Here is a 14,225-nt window from a genome sequence, read left to right on the forward strand (position 1 = left end):
CCGGCGTCCCGGCCTCCGGGCCTCCCGGCTCAGTGGCCCTGCCGCCCGGAGGTGTTCTCGTCCAGGGGGTCGGCCAGGGCGGCGAGATACATCTCGATGGCCCGGCCGGGCTCGCGCACACGACGGGGAGGCGCATGATCCACCTCGGCGCGGCCAAGGTGCTGACGCCGCTGGGCAAGCGGGTCCGGGTGGCCGGGACGATGGGTTCGAGCGGGACCCCGACCGGTTCCGGCAGCGACGCATCGGGGCCGTCGTCGCCGCGGCGCGGCCGTATCTGCGCCACGCCGACCGGTACGAGCGCCAGGAGGAGTGGGTGGGGCCGCTGCCGATGACCCCCGACGGACTGCCGTTGATCGGTCCCGTGCCGGGCCATCCCCGGGTGCTGCCGACGACCGGCCACACCATGCTGGGGCTGATGCTCGCGCCACCGCGGGACCCGGCGCCCGGACCCGGGTGAGGCCACGGGTTTGGCGCATTCGCCCCCGCTTCCGTAAAGTTTCGCCGTTATCCAGCGAGAACAGGCGAACCAGAAAGCGGCAGCGGCGATGACGGTGACTGACGACGGCCGGGCCGAGTGGACGGCGGCCGGGGAGCCGGGCATCGACCCGGAGCGGCTGGCGACCTGCCTGAGCGTCCTGGAGGAGCTCGACCGGCTGCCCGTCGACCACCCCGACGCGATCACCGTCCGCCGGGCCACCTCCGGCATCTACCGCATGGTGAAGCAGCGCAGGCGGCAGGAGAGGCGAGCCGCCAAGACCGCCAACGACAAGGCCGTGACCGAGGCCACTGCCACCGGCGCCGCCGACCGGATCGACGACGAGACGCTGGGCCGCGCGCTCACCACCTCCGTCACGACGGAGATCGCGGGCATCCTGGAGCGCCCCCGCTCCTGCTATGTCTGCAAGACCCGCTATGTCGAGGTCGACGCCTTCTACCACCAGCTCTGCCGCGACTGCGCCGCAGAGAACCGGGCCCGTCGCGACGCGCGCACCGACCTCACCGGGCGCCGGGCGCTGCTCACCGGCGGCCGGGCGAAGATCGGCATGTATATCGCGCTGCGGCTGCTGCGCGACGGTGCGCACACCACCGTCACCACCCGCTTCCCGAGCGACGCGATCCGCCGCTTCACCGCGATGCCGGACAGCGGTGAGTGGCTGCACCGGCTCAAGATCGTCGGCATAGATCTCCGCGACCCCGCCCAGGTCATCAAGCTGGCCGACGAGGTGAGCGCCGCGGGCCCGCTGGACATCCTGATCAACAACGCCGCGCAGACCGTCCGCCGTACGCCCCAGGCGTACGCCGAGCTGATAGCCGGCGAGTCCGCGCCGCTGCCGGCCGGAGAGCTCCCCGAGTCGGTCGTCCTCGGCTCCTTCGGCAGCGGCTCCCAGACGGCTCTGCCGGGCCCGCGCGCGGCCGAGGCAAGCCTCGACGGGGCACTGTCCGCGCAGGACCTGACCGCCCTCGCCCTCACCAGCGGCTCTGCCTCACCCGCCCGGATCGAGGCCGGAACCGCGATCGACGCGGGCGGCCTCGTACCGGATCTCGACCCGACCAACACCTGGATCCAGCGGGTCCACGAGGTGGACCCGGTCGAGATGCTCGAAGTGCAGCTCTGCAATGAGACGGCGCCCTTCATCCTGGTGAGCAGGCTGCGCCCGGCGATGGCGGCCTCGCCGGCCCGCCGCAAGTACGTGGTGAACGTCTCCGCGATGGAGGGCAAGTTCGGCCGCGGCTACAAGGGCGCGGGCCATCCGCACACCAATATGGCCAAGGCCGCGCTCAATATGCTCACCCGCACCAGCGCACGCGAGATGTTCGAGACCGACGCCGTCCTGATGACGAGCGTCGACACCGGCTGGATCACCGACGAGCGCCCGCACCCCGAAAAGATGCGGCTGGCGGCCGAGGGCTTCCACGCCCCGCTCGACCTCGTGGACGGCGCGGCCCGCGTCTACGACCCGATCGTCCGCGGTGAGCAGGGCGAGGACCTCTTCGGCTGCTTCCTGAAGGACTACGCGCCGACAACCTGGTAGCCCCCGCACAGGGTCAGGCGTTCGCCTTTCCGCCCGCCGCCGGGGTCCGGCGGCGGAAGGCGGCGGTCCAGCGGCGGACCAGGCGGCGTACCCGGGCCCGCAGCCGGAACCGGACGCGCTCCCAGGAGCGAGCGGACCGACTGGACATCAGCTCCTCGAAGAGCCGCTCATAGCGCTCGGCGATCGGCGCCGGGTCGTAGGTCCGGGCGCTCTCCAGCGCCGCCGCGCCCATCGCGCGACGGCCCGGCTCGTCGTCGATGAGGTCCTGCAGCGCGCCCGCCAGGGCCTGCTTGTCGCCGGTCGGGACGAGCCGTCCGGTGACCCCGTCCTGGATGATCTCCCGGGGGCCGAGCGGGCAGTCCGTGCTCACCACCGGCACCCCGCAGCGCATGGCCTCCACGATCGTCATCCCGAAGGACTCGGCGTCCGAGGCGACCGCGACGACCGATGCCTTGGCGAACTCCTCCTCGATGGCGGAGCAGGACCCCATGAGCTGGGCGCTCCCGGACAGGCCGAGCCGATCGATGCGCTCCTGCAGCCGCTCCTTCTCGGCGCCTCCGCCGTAGATCCGCAGCACCCAGTCGGGGTGCTTGGGCGCGATCTCCGAGAACGCGTCTATCAGCAGGTCGAAGCGCTTGCCGCGGACCAGCCGGCCGGCCGCCGCGATGACGGGCGCGATGCCTTCGGAGGGTTCGACGTCCGGTGCGGGGACGCTGTTGGGTATCGCGAGGGTCCGTACGCCCGGCAGCGGCATCTTCGCCCGGTAGACGGCGGCGTCGGCCTCCGTCGTCGTGACGATGGCGTCGAGCGCGCGGTAGTGCGCTGCGAGCTCGGCCCGCAGCTTCTTGCTGTGCGCGTCGTACCGCAGATGCTCCTGGGCGATGCGCAGCGCGCGGCGCGGGCCGAAGCGCGCCAGATACACATTGACGCCCGGCCGTGTGCCAATGATCACATCGGCGTCGCAGCCGCGCAGATACTCCGCGACCCGTACGTCGATCAGCCTGCTGTACTGCTGGTTCCTCTTCTCGGCGGACGGAAAGTCCTGGGTCGGCGCCCCGAACCGCGGGTCCTTCGCGTCGGCGCTGTCCGGACGCGTGTCGACCAGCGGGACGAGCCGTACCCGGGGGTCGAGGGTGAAGCGCGGCGTCTCGCGATGCCGCATCATCGACACGATCTCCACCTCGTGACGGTCGGCGAGTGCCGTGGCGAGGTTCATCGTGGTCCGGATCGTTCCGCCGATCCCGTAGGCGTTGTGCAGCAGGAATGCGATCTTCATGCGGTATTTTCTCCGGCCGGTTGCGTTCCCGGGGCGTATTTCCCATGGAACCTGTCCGACACCTTGTCCAGGCCCGGTAAGCCCGTCGCGTGAACAAGGTGAGAGCCGGGTAAGAAGCACAGCCCGGGGCCTATGCGCGCGGCCCGCACCTCTGCGACCTTGGCAGACTCGGGGTGTGACCTACACCGTGCTGCTCGCCGAGGACGACCGTGCCATCCGCCAAGCGCTGGAGCGCGCCCTGACCCTGGAGGGGTACCGCGTCACCGCCGCTTCCAACGGCATCGAGGCGCTGGCCGCGATCCACCGCGAGCAACCGGATGTCGTGGTGCTGGATGTGATGATGCCGGGAGTGGACGGGCTCCAGGTGTGCCGGGTGCTGCGCGCCGAAGGGGACCGTACGCCGATCCTCATGCTGACCGCGCGGGTGGAGACGGCCGACCGGATCGAGGGGCTGGACGCGGGCGCGGACGACTACGTGGCCAAGCCGTTCGAGGTCGAGGAGGTCTTCGCCCGGCTGCGGGCGCTGCTGCGCCGCGCCGCACCCGCCGAACCGGTGGCGGCGGACGGCGCCGCCTTCGACGGCGCCCTGGAGGTCGCCGATCTGCGACTGGACCCGTCGGCGCGGCGGGTGTGGCGCGGGGTCAAGGAGCTGGAGCTGACCCGGACCGAGTTCGACCTGCTGGAGCTGCTGGCGCGCAACGCGGGCATCGTGCTGGACCACGCCACGATCTACTCCCGCATCTGGGGCTACGACTTCGGCCCGGGGTCGAAGAACCTCGCCGTCTACATCGGCTATCTGCGCCGCAAGGTGGATGTGGAGGGATGCACTCCGCTCATCCACACGGTCCGCGGCGTCGGCTACACCCTGCGGGAGGAGTGATGGCGCGCCTCGGGTCACCGCGCTGGTTCCGCCGTCCCCGGCCCAGCCTGCGCACCACCTTCGCGCTCTCCTTCGCCGCGGCGGCGTCCGTGGTCACGCTGCTCGTCGGCGGCCTCAGCTATGACGCCGCGGCCGGGCTGGTGCGGGTGGACCAGCAGTCGGCGTTCGACGATGTGATCCGTGATCTGCGGAGCCAGGTCCAGGGGGCCAAGGTGGTCCTGCGCGAATACCCCTCCCACTCCGCCGCCCCGGTCCCGTACGACCTGCGGGACGATCTGCGCCGGATCAGCCGGATGGACGTCCAGGTGATCAACGGGAGGGGCACCGTTTACGACGCGGGGAAGCCCCCGCTGCCGGTCGGCGGCGAGGACCGGACCATCGCCGCGTCCCCGACGGCCGGCACCGTCATACGGCGCAGCGTGGACATCGGCGGCGAGCAGTACCGGATGGCGACCGTGGCCGTGGGCGACGGCTCCGGCGCGGTCCAGGTGGCCCAGCAGGTCAGTGACACCGAGGATCTGCTGCAGGAGCTCCAGAAGCGCACCGCGCTGTTCGTCGTCGCCGTCATCCTGGCCGCGGGGCTCGCCGGCTGGTGGCTGGCCGGGCGCATAACCCGGCGGCTGGTGCGGCTGACCCGGGTCGCCGAGCGCGTGGCGGCCACGGGCAGCATGGAGGTGGCGGTGCCCGTCACCGGAGAGGACGAGGTGGGCCGCCTCGGGCGGGCCTTCGACGGCATGCTCGGACGGCTCGCGCGCTCCAAGGACGACCAGCGGCGGCTGGTCCAGGACGCCGGACACGAGCTGCGCACCCCGCTCACCTCGCTGCGCACCAATATCTCGCTGCTGCGCCGCTTCGAGGAGCTGCCGGGGTCCGCCCGCGAGGATCTGCTGGCCGATCTGGCGGGGGAGACCCGGGAGCTGACCGATCTCGTCAACGAGCTGGTGGATCTGGCCGCCGGCCAGGGGGACGACGAACCCCGCACCCAGGTGTCCCTGGAGACCGTGGCCCGGACGGTCGCCGCCCTCGCCCGGCGCCGGACCGGCCGGGAGATCACCGTACGGGTCGAGGGCGACCCCCGGGTGGAGGGGCGCCCGGCCGCCCTGCAGCGGGCGATCTCCAACCTGGTGGAGAACGCCGCCAAGTTCGACCGGCAGGGCACCGAGCCCGTCGAGGTCGTGGTCACCGGCCCCCGGGTGGAGGTCCGCGACCGTGGACCGGGCATCGCCGAGGAGGACCGCGAGCGGGTCTTCGACCGCTTCTACCGCGCGCCCTTGGCGCGCAGCCTGCCCGGCTCCGGGCTGGGTCTGGCCATCGTGCGCGAGGTCGCCCTCGCGCACGGCGGTACGGTCTTCGCCCGCCCGCGGCCGGGCGGCGGCGCGGTGCTGGGCTTCACGGTCGGCGCGGGCCCCCGGCTGTCCTAGGGCGTCCCCGCTGCCCTAAGCGGATGCGGTGAAGTTCGCCGCTGATCCTCGCCGTTCGGCCTGGCCGAGGGCTTGGACGCCGAGAAGGATCAGCACTTGACTTCGCCGTAACCGCTTAGGACGTCCCCGCTGTCCCAGGGCGTCCCCGCTGTCCCAGGGCGTCCCCGCTGTCCTGGGGTGTCCCCGCTGTCCCCCTGGGGTGTCCCCGCTGTCCTGGGGTGTCCCCGCTGTCCGGGGACAGCACCATCTGTCCCAAGGCGGACCCGCGCCGCCGGACGCGTCACGGCTTGCGGGCGACCCCGGCCCACATGTTGATGTCAGTGCTGCGGATGTCCTCGGGGTGATCGTCGGCGCCGGGCCTCCAGTGCTGCGGCTCCGAGACGCCCGGCTCCACCAGCTCCAGACCCTCGAAGAAGCCCGCGACCTCGTCCTTGGAGCGGGTCGTCACATTGATGCCGCTCTCCCGGTAGATCTCGATGATCTTCATCCAGGTCTCCGCGGAGAAGTCATGCGTGGAGTGCGTCAGCATCACATAGCTGCCTGAGGGCAGGGGGGCCATCAGCTCGCGGACGATCTCGTACGGCTTCGCCTCCTCCGGGATGAAGTGGAAGAGGGCGTTGACCGACAACGCCACCGGCTTGCTCAGATCGAGCGTCTCACGCAGCTCGGTGGCGTTCATGATCCGCTGAGGCTCGCGCACATCCGCCTGGACGTAGGCGGTGCGGCCCTCGGGCGTGCCGTTCAGCAGGGCCTGGGCGTAGACCAGGACGATGGGGTCGTTGTCGGTGTAGACGACCCGGGCGTCCGGCGCGACGCCCTGGGCCACCTGATGGAGGTTGGGCTCGGTGGGGATGCCGGTGCCGATGTCGAGGAACTGCCGGACCCCGGCCTCACCCGCCAGCCAGCGCGTCGCCCGGTGGATGAAGCCCCGGTTGACGCGGGCGTTGAGCTTGACGGTCGGGTAGACCTCCACCACCTTGGCGGCGGTTTGTGCGTCCACCTCGTAGTGGTCCTTGCCGCCCAGGTAGTAGTCGTACATCCGCGCCGAGTGCGGCTTGGTGGTGTCGATCCTGTCAGGGGCGAGGCCGTAGTCGGTCACGCGGCCCTCCGTTCCGGTGCGGTTGCCGCCGAGGTGGTCAGATTCGGTTCCGGGCGGGTGAGCAGGAAGTCCGCCGCGCCGGCCTTCGCGCCCTGGATGAACGTTTCGATCTCGTGGTGGGTGTAGATCAGGGCAGGCCCGTCGGGGTCGGTCGACTGACGGAAGGCGACCCGCCCGTCCTTCAGCTTCAGCACCTCGACGCACGCACCACCGTTGGGTCCGCTCCAGGGCTTGCGCCAGCCTTCCGCCCCCAGGTGGTTGGCCGGCATCCCGTTGTACACATGTTCTACCTGATCCACAGTCAGAGCTCCTTGCGAATCTCACGGAGAAAGCTCTCCGTGCGCCGCGCCGGCGTGGCCTGGGTTCCCATACGGTCCAGGGCCTCCAGATAGGCGGCCACATCGGCGCGTTGGTCGAGATAGCCGGCGCCGGTCAGGCCCTCGGCGTAGACGATGTCCGGCAGTTCCGGGATCTGGAACCGGAAGAGCTGGAAGGGACCGCCCATCCCCGGGTGCGGGCCGGCGGCGAACGGCACCACCTGAAGGGTGATGTTCGGCATCTGAACGGCCTCGATGAGGCGGTCGATCTGGGCGCGCATGACCTCGGGCCCGCCGATGGCCAGATGGAGCACCGTCTCGTCCATGACGGCCCACAGATGCGGTCCGACCGGGCGGGTGAGCAGCTCCTGACGCTCCATCCGCAGCGCGACCCGGCGGTCCAGCTCCTGTTCGCTGCCGTTCGGGAAGCCGACGGACAGCAGCGCGCGGGCATAACTCTCGGTCTGCAACAGGCCGGGGACGAAGTGCGGCTCGTAGGCGCGGATGCGGCTGGCCGCGCCCTCCAGGCTCACATAGAGGCTGAACCAGTCCGGCAGCACATCGCGGAACCGCTGCCACCAGCCGGGCCGGTTGGCCTCCTCGGCGAGCGCGAGGAAGGAATCGATCTCCTGCTGCCCGGCCCCGTAGGTCTGCAGCAGCTTCTCCACATACGGAAGCTTCAGGCCGACCTCGGCCTTCTCCATCCTGCGCACGGTGGTCTGGTTGACGTGCAGCGCCTTGGCGGCCTGGTCGTAGCTGACGCCGGCTTCCTCGCGCAGGTCCCGCAACCGCATGCCGAGGACCATCTGCCCTACGGTCGGGGCAGACCGCGCTTCACCCACGTCGTACCTCCTCGGACGGTGCCGGCGCCCTCAGTGTGCCATGTGCGTGGTGAGCGGAAACAGAGTGCTCCGGCTATTCTGCATTTTGCAGTTCGCGTCTTGCCAACTGGTGCTTGCAACAAGGATAGTGACGATGTGACCGGTCCCAACGTGGCTTCCGTGTCGCGGACTTGCGGCATGCACATGCGGCATTCACGCCCCACAGATTGACGGACGGAAGGCACATGGCTGTGGCATTGCGGCAAGGCCCGACCCCCCTTGTGAGCTCCGACAGCATTGACGCGGCCCTTCGCCAGGAGACCTTCCACCTGCCCGCCCGGGGCGCCTCGGTCGCCGCCGCCCGGCACCGGGTCCGCTCCCGGCTGCCCGTCTGGGGCTTCCACCAGGACCTCTGTGACGCCGTCGAGCTGGTGATGTCGGAGCTGTTCACCAACGCCCTCGTGCACACCCGCAGCGAACAGATCGTCTGCGTCCTGCGCGCCCACGAGCGGCGCTCGCTGTATGTCGAGGTCGCCGACGAGGGCGGCGGGCGCTCGGGCCCCACCCTGCGGGACGCGGGCCTGGAGGACGAGAGCGGACGCGGACTCGCGCTGGTCCGCGCCCTGGTCGACGCCTGGGGGGACCGGCCGGGCAGCAACGGCGGCCGGGTGGTCTGGGCCCAGCTGAGCGCCACCGCCCACTGACTCAGGCAGAGGTCTTCCGCGGCTCCGCGGAGAGAAGGGTGTCGGCGGCGCGGGCCCGGGTGAGGGCGGCGTCCCGGGTCTCACGCATGGTCAGATAGACGATGAGCGAGACGGCGGCACAGCCCGAGACATACCAGTAGAACCCGGACTCCGCCCCGGCCTTCTTGAACCACAGCGCCACATACTCCGCCGTGCCACCGAACAGGGCGTTGGCCAGCGCGTACGGCAGGGCGACCCCGAGCGCCCGGACATGGGTCGGGAAGAGCTCGGCCTTCACCACGGCGTTGATGGAGGTGTAGCCGGTGACGATGACCAGCGCCGCCAGCGAGAGCAGCAGCGCCCCGCCGAAGGTGTCCGTGTGCGACAGCGCCGTCATGATGGGGACGGTGCCGAGCATCGAGCCGATCCCGAACGTGATCAGCAGCGGGCGACGGCCGATCCGGTCCGACAGCGATCCGGCCAGCGGCTGAAGCAGCATGAACAGAAACAGCGCGCAGAAGCTCACCAGCGACGCGTCGGACTTGCTCAGCCCGGCCGTATTCGACAGATACTTGGTCAGATAGGTCGTGTAGGTGTAGTACGCGACCGTGCCGCCCATGGTCAGCGCGATGACCAGGGCCGCTTCCTTGCGGTGGCGCAGCAGCTGGCCGATGGTGCCGCGCTCGGTGTCCTGGCGGGCGTCCTCCTCGGTGTACGCCTCGGTCTCCAGCAGATTGCGCCGCAGCCAGAAGATGACGGCGGCGCCCACGCTGCCGACGATGAACGGAATGCGCCAGCCGTAGGAGTGCAGGGCCTCGTCGGACATGGTGTGCTGCAGCACGATCTGCAGTCCGAGGCCGATCAGCTGCCCCATCGTCATGGACACGTACTGGAAGCTGGAGACGAAGCCGCGGCGGCCGGGCTGGGACGCCTCGGTGAGATACGTGGCGCTGGCAGCGTACTCGCCACCGACCGACAGGCCCTGCAGCAGCCGGGCCACCAGCAGGACGAGCGCGCCGAAGTAGCCGACCTGGTCGTAGGTCGGCGCGATGGCGATGAGCAGCGCGCTGGCCGACATCAGCGTCACGGTGAGGGTGAGCGCCGCCTTGCGGCCGCGCCGGTCGGCGTACCGGCCCAGCAGCCAGCCGCCGACGGGGCGCATGAAGAAGCCGACGGCGAAGATGCCGGCAGTGTTCAGCAGTTGGGCGGTGTCGTTGCCCCTGGGAAAGAACGCTCCGGCGAAATAGGTGGCGAAGCTGGCGTAAACGAACCAGTCGAACCATTCGACCAGGTTGCCGATCGAGCCGCCGAGTACGGCTCGCCAGGGTGTGCGCGCATGCTGCCGCGGTGCGCTGTCAGTCACGGGGCCTCCTTGTGAGCGGGTGTGCCCCACACCTCTACCCCGCATGGGCCGGGTTGGGAAATAGGCCGACGCAGGCAATTGACCTTGTCCGAGGCTCTCGCGATGACGGGGCGGATGGCCGTGCCCGGCGCGCGGCGCCCGGAGGCACGGCGCCGCTCACCCCTCGCCGACGGCCGCCAGGGCCTCCATCCGCTGCTTTCCCCAGGCGCCCAGTGGCCGCAGCGCCGTATTGAGTGCCTCACCCATCTCGGTCAGCGAATATTCCACCTTCGGCGGGACCTCGTCGTAAATCTCCCGGTGGACGATTCCGTCCGCCTCCAGCTCCCTCAGCTGCTGCGTCAGCACTTTTTCGCTGACTCCCGGAACCAGCCTCCGCAATTCCCCGAAACGGCAACGCTGTTGTGCCAGCGCCCAGAGGATCAGCACTTTCCATTTGCCGCCGATGACCTCCACGGCCGCGTCCAGACCGCATACATACGGCCGCTTCCTCATGACCCCATCCCCAGTGACCTCACGGTAAGTACGCACTTTTTTGTGGGTACTTGCCCACACTACCCCCGGGCGACGAGCCTGGGACCGGCGCGCCGAGACGATAAGACCCAGCGGTATTGAGCAACTGGAGCACCTGACATGAGCGACACCCCTGTGACTGTTCTCGGCGTCGGCGACATGGGCACCGCACTGGCCCGGGCCCTGCTGCGGGCCGGGCACCGGACCACCGTGTGGAACCGTACCGCCGCGAAGGCCGATTCCCTCGCCCCCGAGGGCGCGCTGCCCGCGGCCACGGTCGCCGACGCGATCGCGGCGAGCCCGCTGGTATTGGTGTGCCTGCTGGATTACGACTCCGTACGGCAGGTGCTGGAGCCCGTAGGGGAGACCCTGAGGGGCAAGGCCGTCGTCAACCTCACCAACGGCACCCCGCGGCAGGCCCGCGAACTGGCCGCGTGGGCGGCCGGACACGGTGCCTCGTACCTCGACGGCGGCATCATGGCCGTGCCGCCGATGATCGGGACGTCCGCCGCCTTCCTGCTGTACAGCGGCTCGCGGACCGCCTTCGAGACCCATCGGGCGGTGTTCGACCTCTTCGGCGGGAGCCACTGGCTCGGTGAGGACCACGGGCGGGCCCCGCTGTACGACCTCGCCCTGCTCAGTGCGATGTACGGGATGTTCTCGGGCGTCCTGCACGCGTACGCCCTCGTCCGCTCGGAGGGTGTCCCGGCGGTCGATGTCGCCCCGCTGATGGGCCGCTGGCTGACCGCCATGGCCGGCAGCGCGGACGGCTACGCGCGCAATATCGACAGCGGCGACCACGCCACCGGGGTGGTCTCCAACCTGGCCATGCAGGCGGCGGCGTTCGTCAACTTCACCGAGTCCGCCCGCGACGTGGGCGTCAGCCCCGAGCTGCTCACCCCTATCGGCGGCCTCATGGCCCGGCGCGTGGCCGACGGCCATGGCCATGAGGACCTCTCGGGGCTGGTGGAACTGCTCACCGAGTAACGCCTAGGCGTGCTGCTGGAGGACGGCCTCGCCGCAGTGGGGAACGGGGGGTGTGGCGACGCCCTCCCCGGTGGGCTGGCGGGGAATCCGACGGGTGAGGGGCGCGGCCTCCGCTTCCACCCGCTCGACCTCCGCGTCGGCGTCCGCACGGCCTGACACCGGGTCGGCCGGGCCGGTGTCCGCCGGGTCCGGCTCTGCCCGGTCCGCCTCCTTCGGGCCGGAGTTCACCTGCCCGGACTCCGCCTTCGCCCCCTGCACCGTCAGCATGACCAGCCCGGTGCTCGCGACCAGGGCCGCCACCAGGGCCAGCAGTGCGCCCGGGGCGCCGTGCCGGAAGTGTTCGCCCAGCGCGGCGATGCCCACGGCCGTCGCGACCACCGGGTTGACGACGGTCGCCGTCGCCAGCGGTGAGGCCAGCCCGGCGCCCCGGTAGGACGCCTGGGACAGCAGCACCCCGCCCGAGGCCAGCAGCCCGATCATGACAAGGCTGGGCAGGGCGTCCTCCCAGGAGTCCCAGGTCCACTCCACGGCCACGTTCTTGGTGAACACCGAGGACACGCCGAAGGCGGTGCCCGCGGCGGCGGCCAGCAGCCCACTGCGGACCCCGGGCAGCCGCAGCCAGCGCGCGGAGGTGGCCAGCGCGGCGATGGTGCCTACCGTGACCACGGTCAGGATGATCCGCTCCTGGTCGGCCAGCGCCTCGGCCTGCGAGGAGCCGGTCAGCGAGAGCAGCCCGGCCAGCCCGGCGGTGGCCAGCACCGCGCCCCGCCAGCGGGCCGCGCCGACCCGGCGGCGGACGAACACCGCCGCCATCGGCAGCGCGAAGACGATCGTCAGAGCCCCTAGGGGTTGCACCACGCTCAGCGGCCCGTAGGCCAGGGCGAGCACATGAAGGACCGCACCCGCCCCGTTCAGGGTCACCGCGGTCCACCAACTCCCGCGCCGCAGGGGTGCGGACGTGAGGCGCGGCGTCGTGGCCGCGACATGCTCCTGGAGGATGGCTCCGGCGGCGTAGCAGACCGCCGAGACCAGTGCCAGCAGCACAGACAGCGCGAGGGAGGTCACGTCGCGGCCCCCTGGGCCGATCGGTCGTCGTCCATGCCCTCATCCTTGACGGTCGGACACCCTCCCGTCGTCGTCCTTGAGCACAGACTTGGGCGTACTACTTGCGTAGTACGGAGCGCCACCAATGGGGGGCCTTGGCCGCCGCCGTGCGGGCCCGCTGCAGCAGTTCGTTCTGCGGTTCGGCCGGGCGGTAGACGGTGAGAGCGCCGAGCTGCTTGTCGAGCAGCAGCGCGTCCTCCGGGGTGGCGGCGACCTCCCCGTCGTAGGCGCGGTGGTCCACCCCGTCCAGGCCCGACAGACGCAGTTCGCGCATCAGCCGTGTCGTATAGACGCGGGAGCGCCCCAGCGTGCCGGTGAGCGCGGAGACGATCAGCCGGGTACGGGCCAGCCGCTCCTCCCCGTCGATCGCCCGGACGTCCAGTAGCCCGTCGTCGAGCTGCTGGCGGTAGGCGGGCGCGAACCCCTCGGGGGAGTAGCGGCCGTTGCCCACGAACAGCATCCACAGACGCCGCCGGTGGCCGTTGACCTCGAGTTCAAGGGGGGCCGCGGTACGCAGCACCCGGGTGAGCGCGACCACGGCCGCGGGCCACTTGCCGAGTCGGCCCTCCAGGCTCTCGCGGATTCGCACCAGCTCGGGATAGAGGCCGATGCTGAAGGTGTTGACGAAGGAGTGGGCATCCCCGTCCGGGGTGCCGTCATCGGTGAGCGGGGTCGCCCGGGCCAGGTCCACGGCGATGGCGTCGCCCTCGGTCACGGCGTGCGCCGTGTCCTCGAAGGCCGGCACGCCGAGGTCCAGCGCGAAGTGGTCGAGGGTGCCGCCGGGGAACACGGCCAGCGGCAGCCCGCGTTCGGCGGCGAGCGTGGCCGCGGCGTTGACGCTGCCGTCCCCGCCGCAGATGCCCAGGGCCCCGGCGCGCTCGGTGGCGCGGCGGGCGGCCTGCTTGAGCATCGTCATGAAGTCGTCCTCGGGCCCGCACTCCAGGATCTCGGCGGCCGGCAGCAGCACCTGCAGCTGCTCGGCGACCGTGAACCCGCCCGCCGGGACGCCCGCCCCGGCCCGCCGGTTGACCAGCACGACCAGCCCCTCGCCCTTGGGCAGGGCGGGCGCCGAGACGCGCGGCCGGGCCTGCGCCGGGGCCTCGGGGCGCGGCGGCCAGTAGCGGCAGGTGAGCGAGGCGGCCCCGACCCCCAGGGCGACACCCGCCAGGACGTCGCTGGGGTAGTGGACGCCCACATACACCCGGGAGGCGGCGACCGCGGCGGCGAGCGGGGCGACCATGACGCCGTACCGGGAGGACTCGAGGGCGACCCCGGTGGCGAACGCGGCGGCCGAGGCCGCGTGCCCGGAGGGGAAGGAGCTGGTCCACGGCTGCCGGCGCAGCCGCCGGACCAGGGGAACGCCGTCGAGCACGGGACGCTTGCGGTCAACGGTCCACTTGACCACGATGTTCGAGGCGATCGAGGCGGCGGCCAGCGAGCCGACGCCCCGCAGCGCGGCCCGCCGCGCGGTGCGCCCGCCGACCGCCGCGAGCACACCGGCTGTGCCGAACCACAGCCGGCCGTGGTTGGCGGCCTGGCTGAGCCGCGGCAGCAGGGGGTGAGCGCCGCGGATCCGGCTGGCCGCGACCCGTGCGAACAGCCGGCGGTCGATGTCACTGATGCGTCTCATGGCTGATGGGTATCCCGGAACGGGCGGGGGCACGCTTCATTCAAACCTCGATGTGATCAATTCCCCCCGGGGGAACCCCTGGCGCGGCGCCGGCCCGTTCG

Annotated in this window: 14 protein-coding genes; 6 read left to right on the forward strand and 8 right to left on the reverse strand. The window is 71.3% G+C overall.

The features are described 5' to 3' along the window. Positions 1-241: 241 nt before the first annotated feature. The gene (locus ABZU99_RS05335) at positions 242-457 is read left to right on the forward strand and encodes an FAD-dependent oxidoreductase (protein WP_356045626.1); all 216 of its coding nucleotides are present in this window, start codon (positions 242-244) and stop codon (positions 455-457) included. Between the two features lie 88 nt (positions 458-545). Next, positions 546-2,033, forward strand: coding sequence for an SDR family NAD(P)-dependent oxidoreductase (locus ABZU99_RS05340; protein ID WP_356045494.1), 1,488 nt, complete (start codon positions 546-548; stop codon positions 2,031-2,033). Positions 2,034-2,046: 13 nt separating this feature from the next. Here the strand turns inward: ABZU99_RS05340 and ABZU99_RS05345 are convergent, their stop codons facing one another. After that, on the reverse strand, positions 2,047-3,309 hold the full coding sequence (locus ABZU99_RS05345; protein WP_356045491.1) for a glycosyltransferase family 4 protein: 1,263 nt from the start codon (positions 3,307-3,309) through the stop codon (positions 2,047-2,049). A 175-nt stretch (positions 3,310-3,484) separates the two neighbouring features. Here ABZU99_RS05345 and ABZU99_RS05350 point away from each other — a divergent pair, with 175 nt between their 5' ends. After that, positions 3,485-4,189: a response regulator transcription factor gene (locus ABZU99_RS05350; RefSeq protein ID WP_355947902.1), complete on the forward strand. Its 705-nt coding sequence runs from the start codon at positions 3,485-3,487 to the stop codon at positions 4,187-4,189. After that, positions 4,189-5,610 carry a HAMP domain-containing sensor histidine kinase gene (locus ABZU99_RS05355; protein WP_356045488.1) on the forward strand — a complete coding sequence of 474 codons (1,422 nt, stop codon included), beginning with the start codon at positions 4,189-4,191 and terminating at the stop codon, positions 5,608-5,610. The genes ABZU99_RS05350 and ABZU99_RS05355 overlap by 1 nt, the downstream gene beginning before the upstream one ends. Positions 5,611-5,890: 280 nt before the next feature. On the opposite strand, the gene ABZU99_RS05360 is transcribed toward ABZU99_RS05355, so the two are convergent. The 3 genes from ABZU99_RS05360 to ABZU99_RS05370 are packed head-to-tail and all read right to left on the reverse strand — an operon-like array spanning position 5,891 to position 7,868. Then, complete coding sequence (locus ABZU99_RS05360; RefSeq protein WP_355947908.1) at positions 5,891-6,709, reverse strand: SAM-dependent methyltransferase; 819 nt, start codon at positions 6,707-6,709, stop codon at positions 5,891-5,893. Next, positions 6,706-7,008, reverse strand: a complete 303-nt coding sequence (locus ABZU99_RS05365; protein WP_355947911.1) for a DUF397 domain-containing protein — start codon at positions 7,006-7,008, stop codon at positions 6,706-6,708. Before ABZU99_RS05365 ends, ABZU99_RS05360 begins: the two co-directional genes overlap by 4 nt. A gap of 2 nt (positions 7,009-7,010) precedes the next feature. Continuing rightward, the gene (locus ABZU99_RS05370) at positions 7,011-7,868 is read right to left on the reverse strand and encodes a helix-turn-helix transcriptional regulator (protein ID WP_355947913.1); all 858 of its coding nucleotides are present in this window, start codon (positions 7,866-7,868) and stop codon (positions 7,011-7,013) included. A 260-nt stretch (positions 7,869-8,128) separates the two neighbouring features. Between ABZU99_RS05370 and ABZU99_RS05375 the strand changes: the two genes are divergently transcribed. Next, the gene (locus ABZU99_RS05375; RefSeq protein ID WP_355947916.1) at positions 8,129-8,551 is read left to right on the forward strand and encodes an ATP-binding protein; all 423 of its coding nucleotides are present in this window, start codon (positions 8,129-8,131) and stop codon (positions 8,549-8,551) included. A gap of 1 nt (position 8,552) precedes the next feature. Here the strand turns inward: ABZU99_RS05375 and ABZU99_RS05380 are convergent, their stop codons facing one another. Beyond that, positions 8,553-9,893: an MFS transporter gene (locus ABZU99_RS05380; RefSeq protein ID WP_355947919.1), complete on the reverse strand. Its 1,341-nt coding sequence runs from the start codon at positions 9,891-9,893 to the stop codon at positions 8,553-8,555. A 156-nt stretch (positions 9,894-10,049) separates the two neighbouring features. Continuing rightward, the gene (locus ABZU99_RS05385) at positions 10,050-10,385 is read right to left on the reverse strand and encodes a helix-turn-helix domain-containing protein (RefSeq protein WP_355947922.1); all 336 of its coding nucleotides are present in this window, start codon (positions 10,383-10,385) and stop codon (positions 10,050-10,052) included. Between the two features lie 138 nt (positions 10,386-10,523). Between ABZU99_RS05385 and ABZU99_RS05390 the strand changes: the two genes are divergently transcribed. Further along, the gene (locus ABZU99_RS05390) at positions 10,524-11,390 is read left to right on the forward strand and encodes an NAD(P)-binding domain-containing protein (RefSeq protein ID WP_355947925.1); all 867 of its coding nucleotides are present in this window, start codon (positions 10,524-10,526) and stop codon (positions 11,388-11,390) included. A 3-nt stretch (positions 11,391-11,393) separates the two neighbouring features. On the opposite strand, the gene ABZU99_RS05395 is transcribed toward ABZU99_RS05390, so the two are convergent. Further along, on the reverse strand, positions 11,394-12,455 hold the full coding sequence (locus ABZU99_RS05395; protein WP_355947928.1) for a DMT family transporter: 1,062 nt from the start codon (positions 12,453-12,455) through the stop codon (positions 11,394-11,396). A gap of 97 nt (positions 12,456-12,552) precedes the next feature. Beyond that, the gene (locus ABZU99_RS05400) at positions 12,553-14,124 is read right to left on the reverse strand and encodes a phosphatase PAP2 family protein (RefSeq protein ID WP_356045484.1); all 1,572 of its coding nucleotides are present in this window, start codon (positions 14,122-14,124) and stop codon (positions 12,553-12,555) included. Positions 14,125-14,225: the final 101 nt, after the last annotated feature.

This window comes from Streptomyces sp. NPDC005266 (assembly GCF_040607655.1).
Lineage (GTDB): Bacteria > Actinomycetota > Actinomycetes > Streptomycetales > Streptomycetaceae > Streptomyces.

Coding starts and splice junctions, on each gene's coding strand:
- ABZU99_RS05340 (WP_356045494.1), top strand. CDS start 546: ATGACGGTGACTGACGACGGCCGGGCCGAGTGGACGGCGGCCGGGGAG.
- ABZU99_RS05385 (WP_355947922.1), bottom strand. CDS start 10,385: ATGAGGAAGCGGCCGTATGTATGCGGTCTGGACGCGGCCGTGGAGGTC.
- ABZU99_RS05345 (WP_356045491.1), bottom strand. CDS start 3,309: ATGAAGATCGCATTCCTGCTGCACAACGCCTACGGGATCGGCGGAACG.
- ABZU99_RS05355 (WP_356045488.1), top strand. CDS start 4,189: ATGGCGCGCCTCGGGTCACCGCGCTGGTTCCGCCGTCCCCGGCCCAGC.
- ABZU99_RS05390 (WP_355947925.1), top strand. CDS start 10,524: ATGAGCGACACCCCTGTGACTGTTCTCGGCGTCGGCGACATGGGCACC.
- ABZU99_RS05400 (WP_356045484.1), bottom strand. CDS start 14,124: ATGAGACGCATCAGTGACATCGACCGCCGGCTGTTCGCACGGGTCGCG.